Origin of the sequence: Rugamonas rubra (assembly GCF_900114705.1) — a bacterium.
In the GTDB taxonomy this organism is placed as follows: domain Bacteria; phylum Pseudomonadota; class Gammaproteobacteria; order Burkholderiales; family Burkholderiaceae_D; genus Rugamonas; species Rugamonas rubra.
On record NZ_FOTW01000011.1, the window covers coordinates 229,254 to 253,564 of the forward strand.

The following is a 24,311-nucleotide window of genomic DNA, read 5'->3' on the forward strand; positions in this document are numbered from 1 at the left end:
ATGGTGCTATTGATAATTCTCTCTGATTATCACCATTTTAGAATGGATGGGCCGGCGGAAAACTTTCCATTGCATTCGATTTTATTGCTGTTCGCTATGGCATTATATTCAGGCGTGCCGACGATTCGATTATCTCGTGGCCGCATCGACAATATCGATGATCGACTCGCCGAACGAAATCAATATACAAGGAGATGTCAATGGATCCGTTTGTTGGTCAAATCATATTGTGGCCGGTGCCCTGGGTGCCCGAGGGCTGGGCCTTGTGCGACGGCAGCACGCTCAACGTGCAGCAGTACGCCGCGCTGTTCTCGCTGATCGGCATCACCTACGGCGGCAACGGCAGCAGCACCTTCCAGCTGCCCGACCTGCGTTCCAAGGTGCCGCTGGGCAGCCAGGTGATGCAGACCATAGGCCAGGCCAGCGGCGCGGCCAGCGCCAGCGTCACCGCCGTGGGCAGCGGCAGCGTCACGGTCGGCGTCAACAACATGCCGTCGCACACCCACACGGCCACCTTCACGCCGGGCGCCAGCACCAGCGTCAACGTCGCCATCCCGGTCGACAGCGGCGGCGAGACCGACAACGTGCCCGGCACCACGCTGGTGCTGGGCAAGGCCATTGCCGGCCTGGCGGCGGCCAAGATCTACAGCTCCAACCCCGCCAACACCACGCTCAAGCCGTTTTCCGCCAGCGTGGTGGGCGGCGGCGGCACCATCGCCAACGCCAACACGGGCGGCGGCCAGGCCATTCCGTTCACCGTGTCGGTGCCGGTCAGCGTCAGCACGCTGCAGCCGGCGCTGACGATGAACTACATCATCGCGCTGACCGGCATCTATCCGCCGCGGCCTTGAGGTCGATGCCGGCGCGCCGCCGCCATGGCATCGATGCCGTGGCATGGCGCATCGGCGACGGATGCAATTTACTAAAAATTATCAAATAAATATATTTAAAATTAAGTCATGTTTTATCGCCGCATTTGTTTCGGCGCCGTTCGGCACGGCGGGCGTGGATACTCTGTCTATTCAATTCTGCAATTTTCTGTGCGGCACTAGCATATGTTTTTCTGTTAAAAACTAAAACAATGTCACGCCCACCGAAATTTGCATATTCAGCACAACACTCCGTTTCCATTCGATTTTGTCGATTGCTGGTGCCGACGGTATAATTTGATGGATATTCACAAATCTAGCGAAAATTTAGTCGGCGTTCGTCCACGTGCCCGTTGTCGTCGATGCGCAAGACGCGTTGGCGCCGCAGGCGGATGCAGACCTGCACCTTACTGAGGAAATAGCGATGTCCATTCTTGCCCGCCCGGATCAACTCCCTTCCGACGATCCATTCCTGCCGCTCCCGTCCACAGCGCCGTCGGCCGCCGCCCCCAGCGAACTGGTGTTCATCGAAAGCGACGTCGCCAACCTGCAGCAGTTGCTGGACGGACTGGCGCCGGGCAAGGAGGTGCACCTGCTCAGCGCCGGCGCCGACGGCCTGGCGCAGATGGCAGCGGTGCTGGCCGGGCGCAGCGGCATCGCCTCGCTGCAGATCGTCTCGCACGGCGCCGCCGGCCAGCTCAGCCTGGGCAGCCTGCTGCTCGACCAGCAGGGCGTGGCGCAGCATGGCGCCGAGCTGGCGACCATCGGCCGCGCGCTGGCGCCCGACGCCGACCTGCTGCTGTACGGCTGCGAGGTCGGCGCCGGCGCCAAGGGCGCCGCCCTGGTGCAGGCGCTGGCGCGCGCCACCCACGCCGACGTGGCAGCCTCCAGCGACGCCACCGGCGCGGCCGCGCTGGGCGGCAACTGGAACCTCGAGGTGCACAGCGGCCGGGTCGAGCCGCACACGCTGCTGGCCGACGGCGCCGACTACCAGGCGCTGCTGCCGACGGCGCAGAACATGAACCTGCCGACCGGCGTCTACGTGCGGCCGGGCGGCACCAGCTACACCTGGAGCTACAGCACCTACACCAGCGGCGGCGTGACGCAGACCATCGACAAGGTCAGCATGAGCAACATCAGCCACCCGTCCTTCCTCTGGTATGTGACGCGCGGCGACTTCCAGTACAGCTCCAACGGCGGCTCCAGCTGGACCACCTACGTGGTGCCCACCGACGGCTTCACCCCCGTCTCGGTGATCGGCACCATTTGGCGCTTCGTCGACACCATGCCCGGCGACACCACCCACTACGACAGCTTCTCCAACAGTTGGATCACCGTCGAGAGCCCGGGCAGCAACACCACCTCGGGCGGCAGCATCACGCCCGACAACGCGCCCACCGACATCGTCTCCAACAAGGTGGTGTTCCTGTCCGACGCCACCGCCGGCCTGAGCGTCGCCACGCTGACCCCGACCGATACCGGCGCCACCTTCGGCGGCAAATGGGAGATCGACAGCCAGTCGGTGCCCAACCTGTTCACGCTGGCCTCGGACGGCGCCACCGTGCGCACCGCCACCTTGAGCCTGGGCGCCGGCGCGGTGCCGGCCATCGAGCAGACCGGCAGCATCACAGTCCGCTACTACGACCTGTACCAGACCGACGCCAGCGGCAACCCGATCGGCGGGCAGGGCTACAGCAAGACCCTGACCTACACGGTCAAGGATGAGAGCTCGGCCGACCTCAACTTCACCGACGACATCAATGTCAGCAGCCACGCCGCCGGCGACCAGCTGGCGCCGGCCATGGCCACCCTCAGCACGGGCAACGTGGTCACCGTCTGGCAGTCGGACGGCCAGGGCGAGGCGAGCGGCAAGAACGGCATCTACGGCCAGATCCACGACGCGCTGGGCAACGCCGTCGGCGCCGAGTTCGCCATCACGGCGGCGGCCAACGGCATCGACGATATCGCGCCGACCGTGGCCGCGCTCGGCGGCGGCCGCTTCGTCGTCGCCTACGCCACCACGCCGGGCGCCAACGGCCTGGACATCGGCTACCGCATCGTCGCCGCCGACGGCACGGTGGGGGCCCAGTCGCTGGCCAACACCACCGTGGCCGGCGAGCAGAGCCAGCCCAGCGTCACCACCCTGAGCAATGGCGACTTCGTCATCGCCTGGAACAACGCCGGCACCGTGCACGCGCAGAAGTTCGACGGCGCCAGCGGCGCCAAGTCCGGCGTCGAGCTGGTCATCGACGCCGGCGGCAGCGACATCAGCCCCAGCGTGGCGGCGCTGAGCAACGGCGAATACGTGGTGGTCTGGGGCGACTACAACACGGCCAACGTCAACGCCGTGGTCAGCAGCGCGCCGTCGACGGTGCTGGCGGTCAGCACCGACGCCAGCGCCTACTCCTACTACACCTCGGCGCCGCTGGCCCACGTGGTCGGCCTGAGCGGCGGCGGCTTCGTCGTCGCCTGGGACAGCGCGGCGGCCGACCTGGTCAACTACAGCCGCACCGACATCTTCTTCCGCCAGTACGACAACGCCGGCACGCCGGCCGGCGCCATGGTGCAGGCCAACACCTCGTCCGGCGGCTACAAGTACGAGGCCTCGCTGGCCGCGCTGAGCGACGGCGGCTTCGTCGTCGGCTGGGAGGCCGACAGCGGCGACTACGACCTGAACGGCCTGTTCGGCCGCCGCTACAACGCCGCCGGCGTGGCGCAGGACGCCAACGAGTTCGAGATCAACCAGCACCGCCGCGGCGACCAGCACAGCTCGGCGCTGGCCGGCGTGGCCAACGGCAACTTCGCCGCCGCCTGGGTCGACGCCACCTCCGACGGCGCCGCCAACGCCGGCGTCGAGGGCCGCCTGCTGCTGCCGGTCGACGTACTTCCCGTGTTCGTTGGCGCCACCACCACGCTGGCGCTGGCGCAGAACGCCGGCGCCGCCGACATCGCCGCGCTGCTGCACGTCAGCGACAGCGACAGCGGCCAGACGCTGACCTGGACCCAGAGCAGCGCGCCGGCCCACGGCACGCTGGTGCTGAGCGGCGCCACCGCCAGCAGCGGCGGCGCCGACATCGGCGCCGGCGGCACCTTGAGCTACGCGCCGGCCGCCGGCTTCGCCGGCACCGACAGCTTCACCGTGCGCGTCTCCGACGGCATCGCCAACGCCACCCGCACCATCAGCGTCACCGTCACGCCGGGCACGCCGGGCGGCCTCGACCTGGCCAGCGGCAGCGACAGCGGCGCCAACACCGGCGACAACGCCACCAAGGCCACCAGCCTGGACTTCTCCGGCACCAGCGCCGCCGGCGACAGCAGCAGCACGGTGCGGGTCTTCGTCGACGTCGACGGCAACGGCGTCTACGACGCCGGCACCGACCGCGCCGCCAGCGCCACCGTCAACAACGGCAGCTGGAGCGTGACCGGCCTGAACACGGCCGGCGTGGCCGACGGCACCTACCACGTCTACGCCCAGGTCACCTCGGCCGCCGGCGCCGTCAGCGGCGCCGTCAGCGCGGCGCTCGACGTCACCCTCGACACCACCGCGCCGACCACCACCTTCAGCGCCCTGGCCCTGTCGGTCGACAGCGGCAGCAGCGCCAGCGACTTCATCACGGCGACGGCGGCGCAAACCGTCACGGCCACGCTGAGCGCGCCGCTGGCCGCCGGCGAGGTGGTCTGGGGCTCGCTCGACAACGGCGCCACCTGGAGCGACATCAGCGCCATGGTCAGCGGCAGCGCGCTGAGCTGGACCGGCGTCACCCTGGCCGGCAGCAGCACGCTGAAGCTGAAGGTGGCCGACGCCCAGGGCAACGACGGCAGCGTGGCCGGCCACAGCTTCAGCTACGACAACGTGGCGCCGAGCGCCGGCGTGGTGGTCGCCGACGACAACCTGACCGGCGCCGACACCTCGCTGGTCACCATCACCTTCAGCGAGGCGGTGGCCAACTTCAGCAACGCCGACCTGACGGTGGCCAACGGCACCCTGAGCGCGGTCAGCTCGGCCGACGGCGGCACCACCTGGACGGCGACCCTGACGCCGACGCTGAGCGTCATCGATGCGACTAACATCATCACGCTCAACCAGGCCACGCTGACCGACGTGGCCGGCAACGCCGGCGTCGGCAGCGTCGATTCCAACAACTACGCCGTCAGCACCATGGTGCCGACGGCCACCGTCACGCTCGACGACAGCGCGCTCAAGATCGGCGACACGGCCACCGTCACCATCGTCTTCTCCGAGGCGGTGACGGGCTTCGACAGCGCCGACCTGACGGTGCAGAACGGCACGCTGGGCACCGTCTCGACCAGCGACAACATCACCTGGACCGCCACTCTGACGCCGAGCGCCGGCGTCAGCGACAGCAGCAACTTCATCCGCCTCGACAACAGCGGCGTCGTCAACGGCGGCAGCACGGCCGGCGTCGGCGTGACCGACTCGCTCAACTACACGGTCGACACGCTGCGCCCGACCGTCGCCGTGACCATGAGCGACGCCGCGCTGGCGGCCGGCCAGACCGCGCTGGTCACCTTCACCTTCTCGGAGGCGGTCAGCGGCCTCACCAACGCCGCGCTGACGGTGGCCAACGGCGCGCTCAGCGCACCGGCCTCCAGCGACGGCGGCCTGACCTGGACCGCCACCTTCACGCCGACGGCGGGCCTGGACGACGCCAGCAACCTCATCACCATCGACACCAGCGCCGTCAGCGACGCCGCCGGCAACGCCGGCAGCGGCAGCAGCAACTCGCCCAACTACATCCTCGACAGCACCGCCCCCACCGCCAGTGTGGTGGTGGCCGCCAGCTCGCTGGCGCTGGGCCAGACCAGCCTGGTCACCATCACCTTCAGCGAGGCGGTCGACAACTTCAGCACGGCCGACCTGACGGTGGCCAACGGCGCCTTGAGCGGACTCAGCTCGGCCGACGGCGGCATCACCTGGACCGCCACGCTGACGCCGAGCGTCGGCGTGCTCGACGCCAGCAACCTCGTCACGCTCAACCAGGCCAGCCTGACCGACCTGGCCGGCAACGCCGGCGTCGGCAGCGTCGATTCCAACAACTACGCGGTCAGCACGGTGGTGCCGACGGCCACCATCACGCTCGACGACAGCCTGCTCAAGATCGGCGACACGGCCACCGTCAGCATCGTCTTCTCCGAGGCGGTGAGCGGTTTCGGCGCCGCCGACCTGACGGTGCAGAACGGCACGCTGGGCACCGTCTCGACCGTCGACAACGTCACCTGGACGGCCACCTTGACGCCGACCGCCGGCGTCAGCGACGCGACAAACTTCATCCGCCTCGACAACACCGGCTACACCAACCTGGCCAGCGTGGCCGGCGTCGGCGTGACCGATTCGGCCAACTACGTGGTCGACCAGCAGCGCCCGACGGCCACCGTGGTCGTCGCCGACAGTGAGTTGAAGGCCGGCGAGAGCAGCCTGGTGACGATCACCTTCAGCGAGGCGGTGACCGCCTTCGACAACAGCGACGTGACGCTGGCCAACGGCACGCTGAGCACCTTGTCCAGCAGCGACGGCGGCACCACCTGGACCGCCACGCTGACGCCAACGTCGGCCGTGACCGACGCGAGCAACCTGCTGACGCTGGCCAACGCCACGCTGACCGACCTGGCCGGCAACGCCGGCACCGGCAGCACCGACTCGAACAACTACGTCGTCAGCACGGTGCGGCCGACGGCCAGCATCGTGGTCGCCGCCGCCAGCCTGGGCGTCGGCGCCACCAGCCTGGTGACGGTCACCTTCAGCGAGCCGGTGACGGGCTTCGACAACAGCGACCTGAGCATCGGCAACGGCACGCTGAGCGCGCTCAGTTCGGCCGACGGCGGCATCACCTGGAGCGCCACCCTGACCCCGGCCAACGGCGTCAGCGCCGGCGCCAACGTCATCGCGCTGAACGCCGCCGGCGTGCTCAACGAGGCCGGCAACGCCGGCCTGGGCAGCGTCAACTCGAACAGCTACGCGGTCGACACGGCGCCGCCGCCGAGCACGCCGCCGGCCGTGCCCGGCACCGTCGACGGCGTGCCGATCAGCACGACGACGACCACCGACCCGACCACCGGCCTCAACAACAGCGCCGTCGACGTGCCGGTGGTGGTGCCGACCCGGCCGGACGATCCGAACACGCCGAACGCCACCTTGGCCGACATCCCGCTCGGCGTCGCGGCGCCGGCCGGCAGCGCCGGCACCACCTTGACGGTCAGCCTGCCGGTCGGCACCGGCCTGCAGGCCGACGGCCCGACCGCGCTGTTGAGCAACGCCCAGGCGCTGCTCGACCTGATCATGCGCATCGAGCAGAAGACCGTGGCCGGCTCGAGCGTGCAGCACGACATGACGGGGCAGGGCAGCGACTTCCTCGCCGCGCTGCTGAGCAACACCCTGCTGCAGACCAAGACGCTGGTGCCGACGGTGGCCGCCGGCGCCGGGCCGCAGACCATCTTCATCAACGGCAGTTCGAGCACGCCGCCGGCCGGCGGCGCGGCCAACGGCACGGCCATCGGCATCGTCATCGACGCCAGCCATTTGAACACCGGCAGCGTGCTGCAGCTCAACAACGTCGACTTCGCCGCCGTGGTCGGCGGCGCCACGCTGCGCGGCGGCGGCGGCCAGAACTTCGTCATCGGCGACGGCGCCGTGCAAAACATCCTGCTCGGCGCCGACGACGACCGCCTGCTCGGCGGCGGCGGCGACGACATCATCGGCAGCGCCGGCGGCAACGACTACCTCGACGGCGGCGCCGACAACGACAAGGTGGCCGGCGGCATCGGCAACGACAGCCTGCTCGGCGGCGGCGGCGGCGACGTGCTGCAGGGCGGCCGCAGCACCCAGGGCGGCTGGACCTTCTACCTCGGCGCCGACGGCGCGCTGAGCGCGCAGCACCAGACGGCGCTGTTCGCGCCGGCGGCCAGCGAGGCGCTGGCCCGCGCCGAGCTGAACGGCGCCAGCGCCGAGCTGGCCTTCCTCGCCGCCGCGCCGGCCAGGCTGGCCGACGTGGCGCTGCTCTACCACGCCGCCTTCGGCCGCGCGCCCGACCTGTCCGGGCTGAACTTCTGGCTGGGCGGCGCCGGCACGACGGGCCAGATCGCCGACGGCTTCCTGCAGTCGGCCGAGTGGCAGGGCGGCGACAAGGCCAAGCTCGACGACGCCGCCTACGTCCAGCAGCTGTACCACCAGGTGCTGGGCCGGGCGCCCGACGCCACCGGCCAGGCCTACTGGCTGGCGGCGCTGCAGGGCGACGCCGGGCACGCCGCCATGGGCCGCGCCGAGGTGCTGCTCGGCTTCGCGCTGAGCAACGAGCACCGCGCCCTGCAGGCGGCCGGCGCCGGCCTGAGCGTGGCCAGCGCCGGGCTGGAGCAGGAGACCGGCTGGATCGCCGGCGGCGGCGACGACCGCCTCGACGGCGGCGCCGGCAGCGACGTGCTGGTCGGCGGCGACGGCGTCGACACCGCCGTCTACACCGGCAAGCTGGCCGACTACAAGCTGGTGCTGGCGGCCGACGGCGCCTTCAAGGTGGCCGACAAGGCCAACGCCGACCTCGACACGCTCAGCGGCATCGAGCAGGGCGCCTTCGCCGACGGCGCCGTCGACCTGTCGTTCAGCCAGGCCGCGGCGGCCACGCTGCAGACCGTCGGCCTGCTGTACGAGGCGGTGCTGGACCGCGCCGGCGACCTGGCCGGCTTCAGCTGGTGGGTGCAGGGCGGCGATGGCGCCGCGGCGCTGGCGCGCGGCTTCGCCAACTCGGCCGAGTTCAAGGCGCGCTACGACGGCGTCGACGACGCCGCCTTCGTCAAGTCGCTGTACGCCAACAGCGCGCTGGCCGACACGGCCGCCGGCGGCAGCGCCCACTGGGGCGACTACCTGGCCGGCCACAGCCGGGCCGAGCTGATCGGCGCCTGGGTGGCGCAGCAGGACGTCGTCGCCGCCCAGTTCGCCGGCAACGGCCTGTGGCTGGTCTAGCCGGCGCGGCGCCGCCGCGCTAGCCCCCCTCCGGCGGCGCCCGTGCGCGCCGCCGCCTCCCTCGTCCTCCCTCCGCCCCCCGTCGCCGCGTCTCCGCCGCGTCCGCAGCCCCCTGCGGACGCCGGCAAATCAGTCCAAATGGACTATTCAGCTGCGAGAAGAGCAAGTTTATCATTTGGAAATCTTTATTGATTTCTGTAATGCGATAAGCCCGCCGCTGCCGTCCAACACGCCCACGCCCAGGCACTAACGCCGGCCGCGCCGCGCCCGCGCGCGCCGCCGGCGTGCCGTCCCGTCGTCCGCCGCGTCCAGGCAGCACCCGCGCCACCCATTCTTTGGAGAACTCCCCATGCAAGCAATCGACAAGCAAGCGATCCCGCCGCAACCCTGGTCCGCGTTGGCGGCGGGCTGGTCCATGCGGCCCCAGGGCCTGGGCGCCGCGCCCGGCGCCTACGCCGCCGCCGCGCCGTCGACCGTCTTCGGCTTCGACGACATGACCACCGGCAACACCTGGCCCGGCATGGGCGACTTCAGCCTCGCCGTCACCCAGACCGTCGGCCAGGATGTGCTGACACTGACGGCGCCGGGCGGCCGGGGCCTGGTCAACGACGGCGCCAGCCTGGGCATCGGCGACATCGCCAATTTCAGCGGCAAGTTCTTCGCCGTCGATAGCTCCAACGGCTACCCGGCTTCGGTGACCCTGGCGCTGGACGGCTGGCGCACCTTCGACCTGAGCGGTTTCCACTTCGCCGACCTGGACGGCGGCGGCCGCTCATACATCCTCACCACCAGCAAGGGCTCGCAGTCCTTCTACTTCGACGGCGACCCGTACTATGCCAGCGTGCAGCGCTTCAACAGCGACATTCTGCGCGGCGTGACGTCGGTGACGATCCGCGCCGAAGGCGGCATGCCGGCCTCGATCGCGCTCGACGACGTCGAGTTGTCCAACCTCTCGCCGCGCAACACGGCCCCCGTCTTCGCCGGCGCCAGCACGCTGAACGTGCAGCAGGACGCCGCCGCCACCAGCTTCGCCGACCTGCTGCATGTTGTCGACGGCGACGCCGGCCAGCACCTGGGCTGGTACCCGGGCAGCAATCCCGGCCACGGCAGGCTGTATTTCGCCGGCGGCGTGGGCGCCACCGGCGGCGGCGACATCGCGCCCGTCGGCACCTTCACCTATACGCCGGCGGCCGGCTACATCGGCACCGACAGCTTCGTCGTGCGGGTCAGCGACGGCTATTCCGTCACCGAGCGCACCATCAGCGTCAACGTCGCGCCGGCCACGCCGGGCGCGCCCGATCTGGCCGCCGCCGGCGACAGCGGCGCCAGCGACAGCGACAACCTCACCGCCGCCACCAGCCTGGCCTTCGCCGGCAGCAGCGCCGCCGGCGACAGCGCCAGCACGGTGCGCGTCTTCCTCGACGTCGACGGCAACGGCGCCTACGACGCCGGCACCGACCGCGGCGCCAGCGCCACCGTCGCCAACGGCGGCTGGAGCGTCGCCGGCCTGGACACCGCCGGCCTGGCCGACGGCCACTACCGCGTCTACGCCCAGCTGAGCTCGGCCAGCGGCGGCCTGAGCAGCGCCCTCAGCGGCCCCCTCGAGCTGACCTTGGACCGCACGGCGCCCGGCGCCATCGGCCAGCTGGCCCTGTCGGCCGACAGCGGCGCCGACGCCGCCGACTTCGTCACCAACGCGCCGGCGCAGACGGTGCGCGCCGTGTTGTCGGCGCCGCTGGCGGCCGGCGAGCACGTCTGGGGCTCGCTCGACGACGGCGCCCACTGGAGCGACGTCAGCGCCTACGTCAGCGGCGCCACGCTGGCCTGGAACGACGTCACGCTGGCCGGCAGCGGCACGCTGCTGCTGCGCGTCGGCGACGCCGCCGGCAACCTGGGCGCCGTCGCCCGCCAAGTCTATGTGCTCGACAGCACGGCGCCGACGGCGACCCTGCTGGTCGGCGACAGCGAGCTCACCGGTGCCGAGACCACCACGCTGACCATCACCTTCTCCGAGGCGGTCGCCGACCTGGCGCTGGACGACCTGAACGTCACCAACGGCACGCTGAGCGGGCTCGCCAGCGGCGACGGCGGCACCACCTGGCACGCCACGCTGACGCCGCCGCCGGGCCAGAACTCGGCGAACAACGTCGTCACGCTCAACCTGGCCGGCGTGCACGACCAGGCCGGCAACGGCGGCAGCGGCAGCGCCGGCTCGAACAGCTACGCCGTCCACACCGTCGTGCCGACCGCCACCATCACGCTGAGCGACACGGCGCTCAAGCTGGGCGACAGCGCCACCGTCGAGATCGTCTTCTCCGAGGCCGTCGCCGGCTTCTCGCTGGCCGACCTGACGGCGGGCGGCGCCACGCTGGGCGACCTGAGCACCGCCGACGACATCCACTGGCGCGCCACGCTGACGCCGAACGCCGACGCCACCCTGGCCGGCCAGGTGCTGCGGCTCGACAACACCGGCCTGGTCAACGGCGGCGGCAACGCCGGCGTCGGCCACACCGACTCGGCCAGCTACGCCGTCGACACCGTGCGGCCCAACGCCGTCGTCAGCGTGGCCGACGCGCTGCTCACTTGCGAGCGCGGCAGCGTGCTGACGATCCGCTTCGCCGAGGCCGTCAGCGGCCTGGGCAAGGCCGCGCTGCAGGTCGGCGGCGCCAGCGTGGGCGAGCTCACCAGCGCCGACGGCGGCCTGAGCTGGACCGCCACGCTGACGCCGAACGCCGGCCAGGACGGCGGCGGCCACGTCGTCACGCTGGACCAGTCCGGCGTGTTCGACCTGGCCGGCAACGCCGGCCAGGGCAGCGTCGCCTCCAACGCCTACGCCGTCGACACCACGCGCCCCGGCGCCACGCTGACGCTGGCCGCCGACGCGCTCAAGGCCGGCCAGTCCGGCCAGCTCAGCATCGCCTTTTCCGAGGCCGTCAGCGGCTTCGACGGCAGCGCCCTGGCGCTGGCCGGCGGCAGCCTGAGCGGCCTGGCCACGACCGACGGCGGCGCCACCTGGCGCGCCACCTACACGCCGGCCGCCGACGCCACGCTGGCCGACGTCCAGATCACGCTCGACATGGCCGGCGTGGCCGACCTGCACGGCAACCACGGCGCCGGCGTCGCCGCCTCCAACCACTTCGCCGTCGACACGCTGCGCCCCAGCGCCGGCATCGTCGTCGCCGACGCCGCGCTGGCGGCCGGCGAGAGCAGCCGGGTCGACATCACCTTCAGCGAGGCCGTCGAGCAGTTCGACCTGGCCGACCTGGCGGCCGACCACGGCACGCTGAGCCAGCTGAGCACCAGCGACCACATCCACTGGAGCGCCACGCTGACGCCGACGGCCGGCCAGAACAGCGCCGCCAACCACGTCACGCTGCTCGGCGCCGGACTGCGCGACGCCGGCGGCAACGCCGGCCTGGACGCCAGCTCGAACGCCTATGCGCTCGACAGCGCGGCGCCCACCGCCAGCATCGTCGTCGACCAGGCGCAGCTGGCGGCCGGCCAGAGCGCGCGGGTGACGATCAGCTTCAGCGAGGCCGTCGCCGGCTTCGACAACGCCGACCTGAGCGTGGCCAACGGCAGCCTCAGCGCCGTCGCCAGCGTCGACGGCGGCATCACCTGGACGGCCACGCTGACGCCGACGCCGAACCTGGCGGCCGCCCACAACGTCGTCACGCTGGCCAACGCCGGCCTGCGCGACCTGGCCGGCAACGCCGGCGCCGGCCACACCGAGTCCAACGCCTACGCCGTCGACACCAGGGTGCCGAGCGCCACCATCACGCTCGACGACCGCGCCTTGACGATCGGCGACAGCGCCACCCTGACGATCGTCTTCAGCGAGCCAGTACACGGTCTCGACAACAGCGCCCTGACGCTGGCCAACGGCACGCTCGATACCCTGGTCAGCGCCGATGGCGGCCTCACCTGGAGCGCCACACTGACCCCGGCGGCCGGCCTGAGCGCGGCCGACAATGTGGTCCGCCTCGACAACAGCCGCGTCGTCAACGGCGCCGGCACGGCCGGCGTCGGCCACACCGACTCGCCCACCTATACGGTCGACACCGAGCGCCCGCACGCCAGCGTCGTCGTCGCCGACGCCACCCTGCTGGCCGGCCAATCGACGCTGGTCAGCATCAGCTTCAACGAGCGGGTCGTCGGCCTCGAGCTGGCCGACCTGAGCGTGGCCAACGGCACGCTGAGCGGCCTGAGCACCAGCGACGGCGGCCAGCACTGGAGCGCCACCTTGACCCCGAGCGCGGCCACCAGCGACGCCAGCAACCTAGTGCGTTTGGACCAGGCCGGCGTCGTCGACCTGGCCGGCAACGCCGGGCAGGGCGGCGCCGACTCGAACAACTACGCCGTCAGCACCGTGCGGCCGGGCGCCAGCATCGTCGTCGCCGAGTCCGCGCTGGCGGCCGGCAAGACCTCGCTGGTGACGATCACCTTCAGCGAGGCCGTCAGCGGCTTCGACAACGCCGACCTCGTCGTCGGCCACGGCACGCTCAGCGCCGTCCAGTCCAGCGACGGCGGGGTCACCTGGAGCGCCACGCTGACCGCCGCCGACGGCCCCTACAGCGGCGCCAACGTGGTGGCGCTGAACGCCGCCGGCCTGCACAACGGCGCCGGCAACAGCGGCCTGGGCGTGGTCAACTCGAACGCCTACGCGGTCGGCACGCCGCCCGCGCCCGCGCCGACGCCGGCGCCCGGCGTGCCCAGCGTCGTCGACGGCGCCGCCGTCGTCACCGTCGTCGCCACCGACCCGCAGACCGGCCAGCACACACAGACCGTCACCGTCGCGCCGGTGCCGGCCGGCCGGCCCGACGATGCCGGCACGCCCAACACCCATCTGGCCGACATTCCGCTGGGTATCGCCGGCAGCGGCACCGGCGGCACCACGCTCAGTGTCGCCCTGCCGACCGGCAGCGGCCTGCAGGCGCAGGGCGCGGTCGCATTGCTCGGCGCCGCCCAAGCCGCGCAGGCGCTCAACGCCGGCATCGCCCAGCACGCGGCGGCCGACGCCGGCGCTGCGCTCGAAGGGCAGGGCGCCGCCTTCCTGCAATCGCTGGCGGCGACGACCCAGTTGCAGGTGCTCAGCTTGACGCCGACGGCGGCCGCCGGCGCCGGCCCGCAGACCATCCACCTGAACGGCTCGTCGAGCACGCCGCCGGCCGGCGGCGCGCCCAACGCCACCGCCATCGGCCTGGTGCTGGACGCCACGCAGATGGCGGCCGGCAGCGTGGTCGAGCTCAACAACGTCGACTTCGCCGCCGTGGTCGGCGCCGCCACCCTGCGCGGCGGCGCCGGGCAAAACTACGTGGTCGGCGACGGCGCGGCGCAAAACATCTTCCTCGGCGCCGACGACGACCGCCTGTTCGGCGGCGGCGGCGACGACCTCCTCGGCAGCGCCGGCGGCGACGACTACCTCGACGGCGGCGCCGACCGCGACACCGTCGTCGGCGGCGTCGGCAACGACAGCCTGCTCGGCGGCAGCGGCGACGACCTGCTGCAGGCCGGCCGCAGCAGCCAGGGCGCCTGGACCTTCCGCCTGGCCGCCGACGGCACGCTGAGCGCCCAGCACCAGACGGCGCTGTTCGCCCCGGCGGCCGGCGAGACGCTGTCGCGCGCCGAGCTGAACGGCGCCAGCGCCGAGCTGACCTTCCTCGCCGCCAAGCCGGGCCAGCTGGCCGAGCTGGCGCTGCTGTACCACGCCGCCTTCGGCCGCGTCGCCGACCTCGGCGGGCTCAACTTCTGGCTGCACAGCGGCGCCTCCAGCGCGCAGGTCGCCGACGCCTTCCTCGCCTCGGCCGAGTGGCAGGGCGGCGCCCAGGCCAGGCTGGACGACGGCGCCTTCGTCGAGCAGCTCTACCAGCAGGTGCTGGGCCGCGCCGCCGACGCCGGCGGCCAGCAGTACTGGCTGGCCGCGCTGCGCGGCCAGGCCGGCCAGCCGGCCGTCGAACGCGCCCAGCTGGTGCTCGACTTCGCCCTCAGCGCCGAGCACCGCGCCAAGCTGGGCGGCGGCGCCGGCCTGGCCGTCGCCGCCGCCGCGCCGGCCGGCGAGAACGGCTGGATCGCCGGCGCCGGCGACAACCGCCTCGACGGCGGCGCCGGCAACGACACCCTGGTCGGCGGCGACGGCGTCGACACCGCCGTCTACGCCGGCAAGCTGGCCGGCTACCGGCTGGTGCTGGGCGGCGACGGCGCCTTCAAGGTGGTCGATAAGGCCAACGGCGACGTCGACACGCTCAGCGGAATTGAACAGGGCGCCTTCGCCGACGGCAGCGTCGACCTGTCCTTCAGCCAGGCCGGCACGGCCGCGCTGAAGACCGTGGGGCTGATGTACCAGGCGGTGCTGGACCGCGCCGCCGACATGGATGGGCTCGCTGCTTGGGTACAACACTTCGCCGGCGCGGACATGCTTGCGGCCAACTTCGCCGCCTCCGCCGAGTTCCAGGCGCGCTACAATCGTCTGGACGACAACGCCTTCGTCAAGGCGCTGTACGGCAACAGCGGCCTGAGCGACAACGCGGCCGGCGGCGCCTCCCACTGGACCGAATTCCTCGGCACGCACACGCGCGCCGAGCTGGTCGGCGCGTGGGTGGCGCAGCAGGACGTGGTCGGCGCCCAGTTTTCGGGCACGGGCTTGTGGCTGCTGTAAATTGGCCAAATGGGAGATAGGCAAAGGCTATTAATTCAATATAATTAATTGCCTTTGTCTAATTGGTTTGGCTAATTAGAATGATTCCATCGTTCACCCCACAGGAGCAAGCAATGCGCCAGCCGCCCATCACCACCGCCTCCGGCATTCCCGTCGCCGACAACCAGAACTCCGCCAGCGCCGGTCCGCGCGGCCCCCTGCTGTTGCAGGACTTCCACCTGATCGAGAAGCTGCAGCACTTCAACCGCGAGCGCATCCCCGAGCGCGTGGTCCACGCCAAGGGTTCCGGCGCCTACGGCAGCTTCACCGTCACCCACGACATCTCGCGCTACACCAAGGCCAAGCTGTTCAACGGCGTCGGCAAGAGCACCGTCACCTTCGCCCGCTTCTCCACCGTCGGCGGCGAGCGCGGCAGCGCCGACACCGAACGCGACCCGCGCGGCTTCGCGCTGCGCTTCTACACCGAGGAGGGCAACTGGGACCTGGTCGGCAACAACACGCCGATGTTCTTCATCAAGGACCCGATCAAGTTCCCCGACTTCGTCCACACCCAGAAGCGCTGCCCGCAGAGCAACCTGAAATCGCCGACCATGATGTTCGACTTCTGGAGCAAGGCGCCGGAAAGCCTGCACCAGGTCACCATGCTGTTCTCCGACCGCGGCACGCCGGACGGCTACCGCCACATGGACGGCTTCGGCAGCCACACCTACAGCCTGGTCAACGAGGCCGGCGAGCGGGTCTACGTCAAGTGGCACTTCAAGACCCAACAGGGCATCAAGAACCTCAGCGCCGCCGAGGCCTCGCGCCTGGCCGGCGCCGACCCCGACCACGCCCAGCGCGACCTGTTCGAGGCCATCGAACGCGGCGACTTCCCCCGTTGGGACGTCAAGCTGCAGGTCGCCACCGAGGCCGAGCTGGCCGCCTGGGAGGCGCGCACCGGCTGGAACCCCTTCGATCTGACCAAGGTGTGGCCGCACAAGGACTTTCCGCTGCAGCCGGTCGGCGTGTTCGAACTGAACCGCAATCCGGACAACTACCACGCCGAGGTCGAGCAGGCCGCCTTCTCGCCGGCCAACGTGGTGCCCGGCATGGGCTACTCGCCCGACAAGATGCTGCAGGGCCGCCTGTTCGCCTACCACGACGCCCAGCTGTACCGGGTCGGCACCAACCACCAGCACCTGCCGGTCAACGCGCCGCGCTGCCCCTTCCACAACCAGCAGCGCGACGGCGCCATGGCCATCGCCAACGGCGGCATCGCGCAGAACTACGCCACCGTCGAGGCCGCCGGCAGCCGGCCGTCCGGCCTGGGCCACGGCGAACCGGGGCTGGCACTGCACGGCGCCGCCGGCCGCTACGACGGCCGTGGCGGCGAGGACGACTACACCCAGGCCGGCAACCTGTTCCGCCTGATGACGGCGGCCGAGCGGCAGAACCTGTTCGACAACCTGGCCGGTCCGCTCAGCCAGGTCGGCGCGGAGATCGTGCAGCGCCAGCTGGGCCACTTCGACCAGGCCGACCCGGCCTACGGCGCCGGCGTGCGCGCCGCCTTGCAGGCGCGCGCCCGCTAGCGCGCCGGGCGGCGCCGAGTGGGGCCGGGCGCGTCGCCGGCGCGTTCGGCCGGCGCGCCGCCCCGGCCCTGGCGCCGCCGCCCGCGCCGCCGGTCCTCCCCCTGCGCCACGCGGAACTGCACTACAATCAGGCTGGCAACCCACCACTAGCTTGCGTTTCGCGGAGGTCGTTTGAAAAAAACCATCAGCAGCAAGGCCGCCGTGTCGGGCCAGGTCGTCCTGGTGCTGCAGGGCGGCGGCGCGCTGGGCGCCTACCAGCTCGGCGTCTACCAGGCCATGCACGAGGCCGGCATCGAGCCGGACTGGGTCATCGGCACCTCGGTCGGCGCCATCAACGCCGCCATCATCGCCGGCAACCCGCTGCACCAGCGGCTCGAGCGCCTGCGCCAGTTCTGGCAGCGCATGGAGCAGAACCCGCTCGGCTTCGCCGGCATGCCGCGCGCCTTCGCCAACGCCATGACCATGGGGCAGGGCATTCCCGCCTTCTTCGAACCCAACCTGGCCGCCTGGTGGAACCTCGACGCCCGCGTCGGCCCCGAGCGCGCCTCCTTCTACCAGACCGCGCCGCTGCGCACCACCCTGGAAACCCTGGTCGACTTCGACTACCTGAACGCCCACCACACCCGTCTGACGGTGGGCGCCGTCAACGCCCGCAACGGCGCCATGCGCTACTTCGACAGCAGCAAGGAGAAACTCGACGCCTCGCACATCATGGCCTCCGGCGCCATCCCGCCGGCCTTCCCGGCGGTGCGCATAGACGGCGAGCCCTACTGGGACGGCGGCATCTACTCCAACACGCCGATCGAGGCGGTGCTCGACGACGAGCCACGGCGCAGCTCGGTGATCTTCTCGGTGCAGGTGTGGAACCCGGACGGCAGCGAGCCGCAGAGCGTGCTGCAGGTGCTCGACAAGCACAAGGAGATCCAGTACGCCAGCCGCGCCGGCAACATCGAACAGCAGCGCAAGCTGCACCGGCTGCGCCACGTGATCCGCCAGCTCAGCCTGCACCTGCCCGACCAGGCGGCCGCCTCGGCCGAGCTGCGCGAGCTGGCCGCCTGGGGCTGCGGCACCACCATGCACATCGTCGCGCTGAAGGCGCCCCGCTTGGGCAACGAGGACCACACCAAGGACATCGACTTCAGCGCCCAGGGCATCCGCCAGCGCTGCCAGGCCGGCCAGGACGACGCCCGGCGCTTCATCGAGCAGCGTCCCTGGGAGCAGCCGGTCGACCCGATCGAGGGCGTGCTGATCCACGAGCTGCCGCCGCTCGACTGAGCGTGCCTCGGCCGTCCGGTGCGGCGGAGCGGGATTTCCTTCCTTGTAAAGAATGTATTGAGTAAAATGAACTGTTGCTCTATTTGAAATGACATTTTTTACATATAAGGATGAAAATGAAACGTACCCCATGGTTGCCCGAACTGGCTGCCGGCCTGCTGCTGGCGACGCTGGCCGTCGCGGCCCAGGCCCAGTCCCCGGTGTTCAACGCCGACAATAAACTGGTTCCCTCGCCCGAGTATCCCGACCGTGGCGACGACCTGCTGTCCTATGAGCCGAACCTGGCATTCCGATTGGGTCGGCCGACCTTCGGCGCCGGCCTCTCCACCGTGCCGACCTACCAGTCGATCAGCGTGTACTGGGCGCCGCCCGACGGCGCCGAAGGCAACACCGCCACCGTGCATTACCGTGCCCAGGGCCAGCAGGAGTGGAAGGAGGGCTTGGCCTTGTGGTTCGACCCGCGCAACAAGGAGTATCGCGGCAGCCTCACCATGTTGAAGGCGGGCACGTCCTACGAGGTGCAGGTGCAACTGCAAAGCGGCACCACCGAGAGCAAGAACGAAACCACCTGGAGCGACAATTATCCGATCGGCGAGACCCGGATCATGAAGGGCGGAGTCAAGACGCTGGAACTGGTCGACTCCGGCCGGCCGGATGCCTACGTTCTGTACGTGCCCGAACCCGGCTCGCAAATTGATATGGGCGTGCCTAACCTGCTGATGGGCAATGGTAATAATTGCATCACGGTCAAAGCGTCATATGTGATCGTGCGTGGTTTTACCCTGAAGAACTGCCAGCGCCAGGGCATCGCGATCATGGCGCCGTCGCACGACGTGGTGATCGAGGAGAACGACATCAGCGGCTTCGGTGGCGGCATCCTGAACAGCAACCAGGAGGCGCCGATCGCCGGGCCGACCAACAAGATCGTCACCGGACGCGAGTACGATGCCGGCATCTACTGCTATAGCTATGTAAACGCGCTCGACCAACGCGCCAGCCGCATCACCATTCAACGCAACAGGATCTACGAGCCGCGCTACGGTTCGCAGGATTGGGGGCCCGCGCCCGTCACGCATCCGAATTCGGCGCAGGCCATCATGTTCGGCAAGTGCGGCACCAACAACGTGATTCGCTATAACGAGATTCGTTCCGTCGCCGGCCACTATTTCAACGACGGCATAGGCGGCGAATCCAATTTCACCTTCGAGGGCTTCCCCTTTGCCGATTCGGATATCTATGGCAACAACATCTCCGGCGTCTACGACGATGCCATTGAATCGGAGGGCGGCAACCGCAACGTTCGCATATGGGGCAACTATCTGCACCGCACCTACATGGGCATTGCCATGGCGGCCGTTGCGCAGGGACCTCTGTATGTCTTTAGGAACGTTCTTGGCGATACCGTTGGGATGGCCAATCCGAACGCGGCCAACCAAGACACTGCAAGTCACGGTAACTTTTTCAAGATCGGCAGCAAAACCGAGAAGGTGAACGGCGGCCGCATCTATCTCTTCCACAATACAAATTTGCAACCCCGTCCACCGGCGGGAACCGGCCTGACGTATAACGTTGGAACCGGCGGCGCGATCGGCATGGCCGGCGGCGCTACTTGCAACGTGGTGAGCCGCAACAACGTCATATCGGCGGCCACAAAGTGGTGGACGGTGGTGCAATTGAATGAGGAGTGCGGTAAAAACGACATCGACTATGACGTGTATTGGGGGCGCCTGATCGACGGGGTCGAAGCACATGGCACTTACGCCGAGCCTATCTTCAACGCGACTCTGGATCCCGTCCTGGTCAGGGCGGATCTGCACGACGCCACCGGACCGCGCACTAGCGGACAGGTGTTCAAGGCCACTGTGGACGTCGCGGCGATCGGCGACTTTACGTTGAGAGCCGGTTCCCTCGGCCGTGGCAAAGCCCAGCGCCTGCCGAACTTCAACGATGAGTACGCCACGCCGGACGCCGGCGCGCACCAAAGCGGCACGGGCAAAATGGAGTTCGGCGTGGACGCCTACCGCACACCGAAACCGTAAACGCGGCACGCGGGGGCGCGCCCGGCCGAAGCCTAGTCGACGCGCGTCCCCAGCACCTCCTGGCACACCTCCAACCAGGCGCGCGCCGCGTGCGACAGGTAGCGCCCGTTCCACACCTGCGCCACCTGCCACTGCAGTTCCGGCTCGACCAGCCGCAGCGCGTCCATGCGACCGATCGCCAGCCGGTGCACGAAGGGCTGCGGCAGCAGCGCCACACCCATGCCGGCCGAGGCCATCGCCACCAGCCAGTCCCACTGGCCGCTCTGCGCCGCCACCTGCGGCTCGAAGCCGGCCCGCGCGAAGGCGGCGCGCAGGCTGCGCGTCAGCGCGAAGTCGTCCTTCAGCAGCACCAGCGGCAGCGCCGCCAGCTCCCTGAAGCGCAGCGTGCTCTGCCCCTTGCGGAAGCTGCCCAGCGCCGCCAGCGCCCACAGCGGATAGCTGGCGATCTGCAGCGCCTCCAGCTCCAGCGCCGGATCGACCGGCAGCACCGTCATGCCGATCTCCAGCTCGCCGGCCGCCACCTGGCGCTCGATCGCCTGTCCGGTGCCCTCCTGCAGCGTCAGCGCGATCTGCGGATAGCGCGCGCGGAAGGCCTTCAACACCGGCGTGAACAGCAGGTTGATCATCGGCGGAATACCCACCGTCAGGCTGCCGCGCGTGCGCGCCTGGGTGTCGCGCACCTCCAGGTTGAGTTGGCGCAGCGTGGCCAGCATGTCCTCGCCGCGCGCGAAGACGACGCGGCCGGTGTCGGTCAACGTCAGCTTGCGGCCCTCGCGCAGCAGCAGCTGGGCGCCGACCTCCTGCTCCAGCTGGCGCACCATCTTGCTGATGGTCGACTGCGTCACGTGCAGCGACTCGGCCGCCTGGGTGAAGCTGTTGAGCCGCACCGTCTCGACGAAATAGCGCAGCGAGCGCAGGTCCATGGTCTTCCTTGCCATGAAAAAAACGACTGAAACAGAGGAAATTAAGTCATACAGCGAATGATTCACTAATTTTATACTGCTTCGCATAATCTGTATAACAATCAGGAGCACACATGTACGAAGACCGCATCCGCCGCCCGGCCTTGATGGAAAAACTGATGAGCGCCGAGCAGGCCGCCAAGCTGTTCGCCGACGGCATGACCGTCGGCATGAGCGGCTTCACCCGCGCCGGCGACGCCAAGGCGCTGCCGGCCGCGCTGGTCGAGCGCGCCCGCCACGAGCCGCTGCGCCTGACCCTGATCACCGGCGCCTCGCTGGGCAACGACAGCGACGGCCTGATGGCCAGCGCCGGCGTGGTGGCGCGCCGCCTGCCGTTCCAGAGCGACGCCGCGCTGCGCCGCAAGATCAACAGTGGCGAGGTGATGTTCATCGACCAGCACCTGTCCGAGACCGCCGAGCAGCTGCGCTCGGGCGACCTGGCGCCGGTCGACGTCGCCGTCATCGAGGCGGTCGCCATCACCGCCGACGGCGGCATCGTCCCTAGCATGTCGGTTGGCAATTCGGCCAACTTCGTCCTGCAGGCCAAGAAGGTGATCGTCGAGATTAACCTGGCCGCGCCGCTGGCGCTCGAGGGCCTGCACGACATCTACCTGCCGGCGCCGCGGCCGCGCCGTGGCGCCATCCCGCTGATCAACGCCTGGCAGCGCATCGGCACCAGCGCCATCCAGGTCGACCCGGCGCGCATCGCCGCCATCGTCATCACCGACAGCCCGGACAGCCCGTCCAACGCGCTGCCGGGCGACGCCGAGACCGACGCCATCGCCGGCCACGTCATCGCCTTCCTCGAGGGCGAGGTCAAGGCCGGCCGCATGGGCCCGGAGCTGCTGCCGCTGCAGGCCGGCATCGGCACCATCGCCAACGCCGTGCTGCACGGCCTGATCGACTCGCCGTTCCGCGACATGACGATGTACTCCGAGGTGCTGCAGGACAGCGCCATCGAGCTGCTCGACTCGGGCCAGTTGGCGATGGCCTCGGCCTCCTCGATCACCCTGTCGGCCAAGATGCACCAGCACTTCATCGACAACCTCGAGCGATACCGCCAGCGCATCGTGCTGCGCCCGCAGGAGATCAGCAACCACCCCGAGGTGGTGCGTCGGCTCGGCATCATCGCCCTCAACACCGCGCTCGAGTTCGACATCTATGGCAACGTCAACTCGACCCACGTCGGCGGCACCCACATGATGAACGGCATCGGCGGCTCCGGCGACTTCGCCCGCAACGGCCAGCTGTCGCTGTTCGTCAGCAAGTCCGTCGCCAAGGGCGGCGCCATCTCCAGCGTGGTGCCGATGGCCTCGCACGTCGACCACACCGAGCACGACGTCGACGTGCTGGTGACCGAGTGGGGCCTGGCCGACCTGCGCGGCCTGGCGCCGCGCGAACGCGCCGTGCTGATCATCGAAAACTGCGCCCACCCCGACTACCGCCCCCAGCTGCGCGCCTACTACGAGGAGGCCCTGCTCGGCGGCGGCCAGACCCCGCACGTGCTGGAGAAGGCGCTGTCCTGGCACGCCCGCTACAAAACCGCCGGCACGATGCTGCAGCCCGCCGCCTAAGCCACAGCCGCCGGGGTCACCGCCGGTGTCACACCGCCGCACCGCCGGGGTCAGTGCCGACATTCGGACATTCAGGCGGTGAATGTCCGAATGTCGGCACTGACCCCGCTTCTTGCCTCTTGGGCCCGGCGTTGAAGAAATGCCGGGCTTTTGCCGTTTCGCCGGCCGAATATTCGGCCTTCGCCGCAAACTGGAGCGGACGGCGCTTTGCGAATCGGCGTAAAACGCGGAAAATAGCGGCATCGGCAACTTCCATTTTTACGGGACCAGCAATGACCATCAAAATCAGCCAAAACTTCGACTCCGGCGCCATCGAGGTGCTGCGCGCCGACAGCGCCGCCGCCATCGACCTGAACCTGCGCAAGGATTCGCACGCCGACATCCACCAGTGGTTCCACTTCCGCCTGCAGGGCGCCCGCGACCAGGCCTGCACCATGCGCTTCCTCAACGCCGGCCAGGCCACCTACGCCAAGGGCTACGAGGACTACCAGGCCGTCGCCAGCTACGACGGCGACAGCTGGTTCCGCGTGCCGACCAGCTTCGACGGCGAGGTCATGACGATCCGCCACACCCCCGAGCTCGACAGCGTCTACTACGCCTACTTCGAGCCGTACTCGTTCGACCGCCACCTGGGCCTGCTGGGCGAGGTGGCCGAGAACCCGCTGGCCCGCGTGCTCGACCTGGGCAACACCGTCGACGGACGCGACCTCAACCTGGTCGTCATCGGCCGGCCCGAGGCGGAGAAGAAGATCTGGATCATCGCCCGCCAGCACCCCGGCGAGTCGATGGCCGAATGGTTCGTCGAAGGCCTGATGGACTCGCTGCTCGACGACGCCAACCCGATCGCCCGCAAGCTGCTGCAGCGCTGCGTGTTCTACATCGTGCCGAACATGAACCCGGACGGCGCGGTGCGCGGCAACCTGCGCACCAACGCCGCCGGCGCCAACCTGAACCGCGAGTGGATGACGCCGTCCGTCGAGCGCAGCCCGGAAGTGCTGTACGTCAAACAGAAGATGCACGAGACCGGCATCGACATGTTCTTCGACATCCACGGCGACGAGGCGCTGCCCTACAACTTCGTGGCCGGCAACGAGATGCTGAGCAATTTCACGCCCGAGCAGGCCGCCAGCCAGAAGGCTTTCATCGAGCGCTACAAGAACGCCAGCCCGGACTTCCAGGACAAGTTCGGCTACGCCGCCAGCAAGTACAAGGAGGACATGCTGACCCTGGCGTCGAAATACGTCGGCCACCACTTCGGCTGCCTGGCGCTGACCCTGGAGATGCCGTTCAAGGACAACGCCGACCTGCCCGACGCCCACGTCGGCTGGAACGGCGCGCGCAGCGCGGCGCTGGGCGCGGCGCTGCTGCAGCCCATCCTGCTGTCGCTGGACTGAGCC

The 24,311-nt window shown here is 69.7% G+C and carries 9 protein-coding genes and 1 pseudogene; 9 read left to right on the forward strand and 1 reads right to left on the reverse strand.

Going from position 1 to position 24,311, the window contains the following annotated elements; genetic code table 11:
• The first annotated feature begins 200 nt into the window (after positions 1-200).
• The 7 genes and pseudogenes from BM252_RS13045 (at position 201) to BM252_RS13070 (ending at position 20,378) form a co-directional block, all read left to right on the forward strand.
• Positions 201-851: a phage tail protein gene (locus tag BM252_RS13045; RefSeq protein WP_093388000.1), complete on the forward strand. Its 651-nt coding sequence runs from the start codon at positions 201-203 to the stop codon at positions 849-851.
• Positions 852-1,293: 442 nt separating this feature from the next.
• Positions 1,294-1,836: pseudogene (locus BM252_RS32215) on the forward strand (DUF4347 domain-containing protein); the annotation flags it as partial.
• Between the two features lie 1,593 nt (positions 1,837-3,429).
• Entirely contained in the window at positions 3,430-8,841 is a 5,412-nt protein-coding gene (locus tag BM252_RS13050; RefSeq protein WP_425442313.1) for a beta strand repeat-containing protein, read from the forward strand.
• 349 nt (positions 8,842-9,190) lie between these two features.
• Entirely contained in the window at positions 9,191-15,496 is a 6,306-nt protein-coding gene (locus BM252_RS13055; RefSeq protein ID WP_093388003.1) for an Ig-like domain-containing protein, read from the forward strand.
• 113 nt (positions 15,497-15,609) lie between these two features.
• The gene (locus BM252_RS13060) at positions 15,610-17,064 is read left to right on the forward strand and encodes a catalase (RefSeq protein ID WP_093388005.1); all 1,455 of its coding nucleotides are present in this window, start codon (positions 15,610-15,612) and stop codon (positions 17,062-17,064) included.
• Between the two features lie 171 nt (positions 17,065-17,235).
• Positions 17,236-18,339, forward strand: coding sequence for a patatin-like phospholipase family protein (locus BM252_RS13065; protein ID WP_245774236.1), 1,104 nt, complete (start codon positions 17,236-17,238; stop codon positions 18,337-18,339).
• Between the two features lie 116 nt (positions 18,340-18,455).
• Positions 18,456-20,378, forward strand: a complete 1,923-nt coding sequence (locus tag BM252_RS13070; protein ID WP_174900517.1) for a fibronectin type III domain-containing protein — start codon at positions 18,456-18,458, stop codon at positions 20,376-20,378.
• A gap of 32 nt (positions 20,379-20,410) precedes the next feature.
• On the opposite strand, the gene BM252_RS13075 is transcribed toward BM252_RS13070, so the two are convergent.
• Positions 20,411-21,301, reverse strand: a complete 891-nt coding sequence (locus BM252_RS13075; RefSeq protein ID WP_093388008.1) for a LysR substrate-binding domain-containing protein — start codon at positions 21,299-21,301, stop codon at positions 20,411-20,413.
• A gap of 113 nt (positions 21,302-21,414) precedes the next feature.
• Between BM252_RS13075 and scpC the strand changes: the two genes are divergently transcribed.
• Entirely contained in the window at positions 21,415-22,914 is a 1,500-nt protein-coding gene (gene scpC, locus BM252_RS13080; protein WP_093388010.1) for a succinyl-CoA:acetate CoA-transferase ScpC, read from the forward strand.
• A gap of 272 nt (positions 22,915-23,186) precedes the next feature.
• On the forward strand, positions 23,187-24,308 hold the full coding sequence (locus BM252_RS13085) for a M14 family metallopeptidase (protein WP_093388011.1): 1,122 nt from the start codon (positions 23,187-23,189) through the stop codon (positions 24,306-24,308).
• Positions 24,309-24,311: the final 3 nt, after the last annotated feature.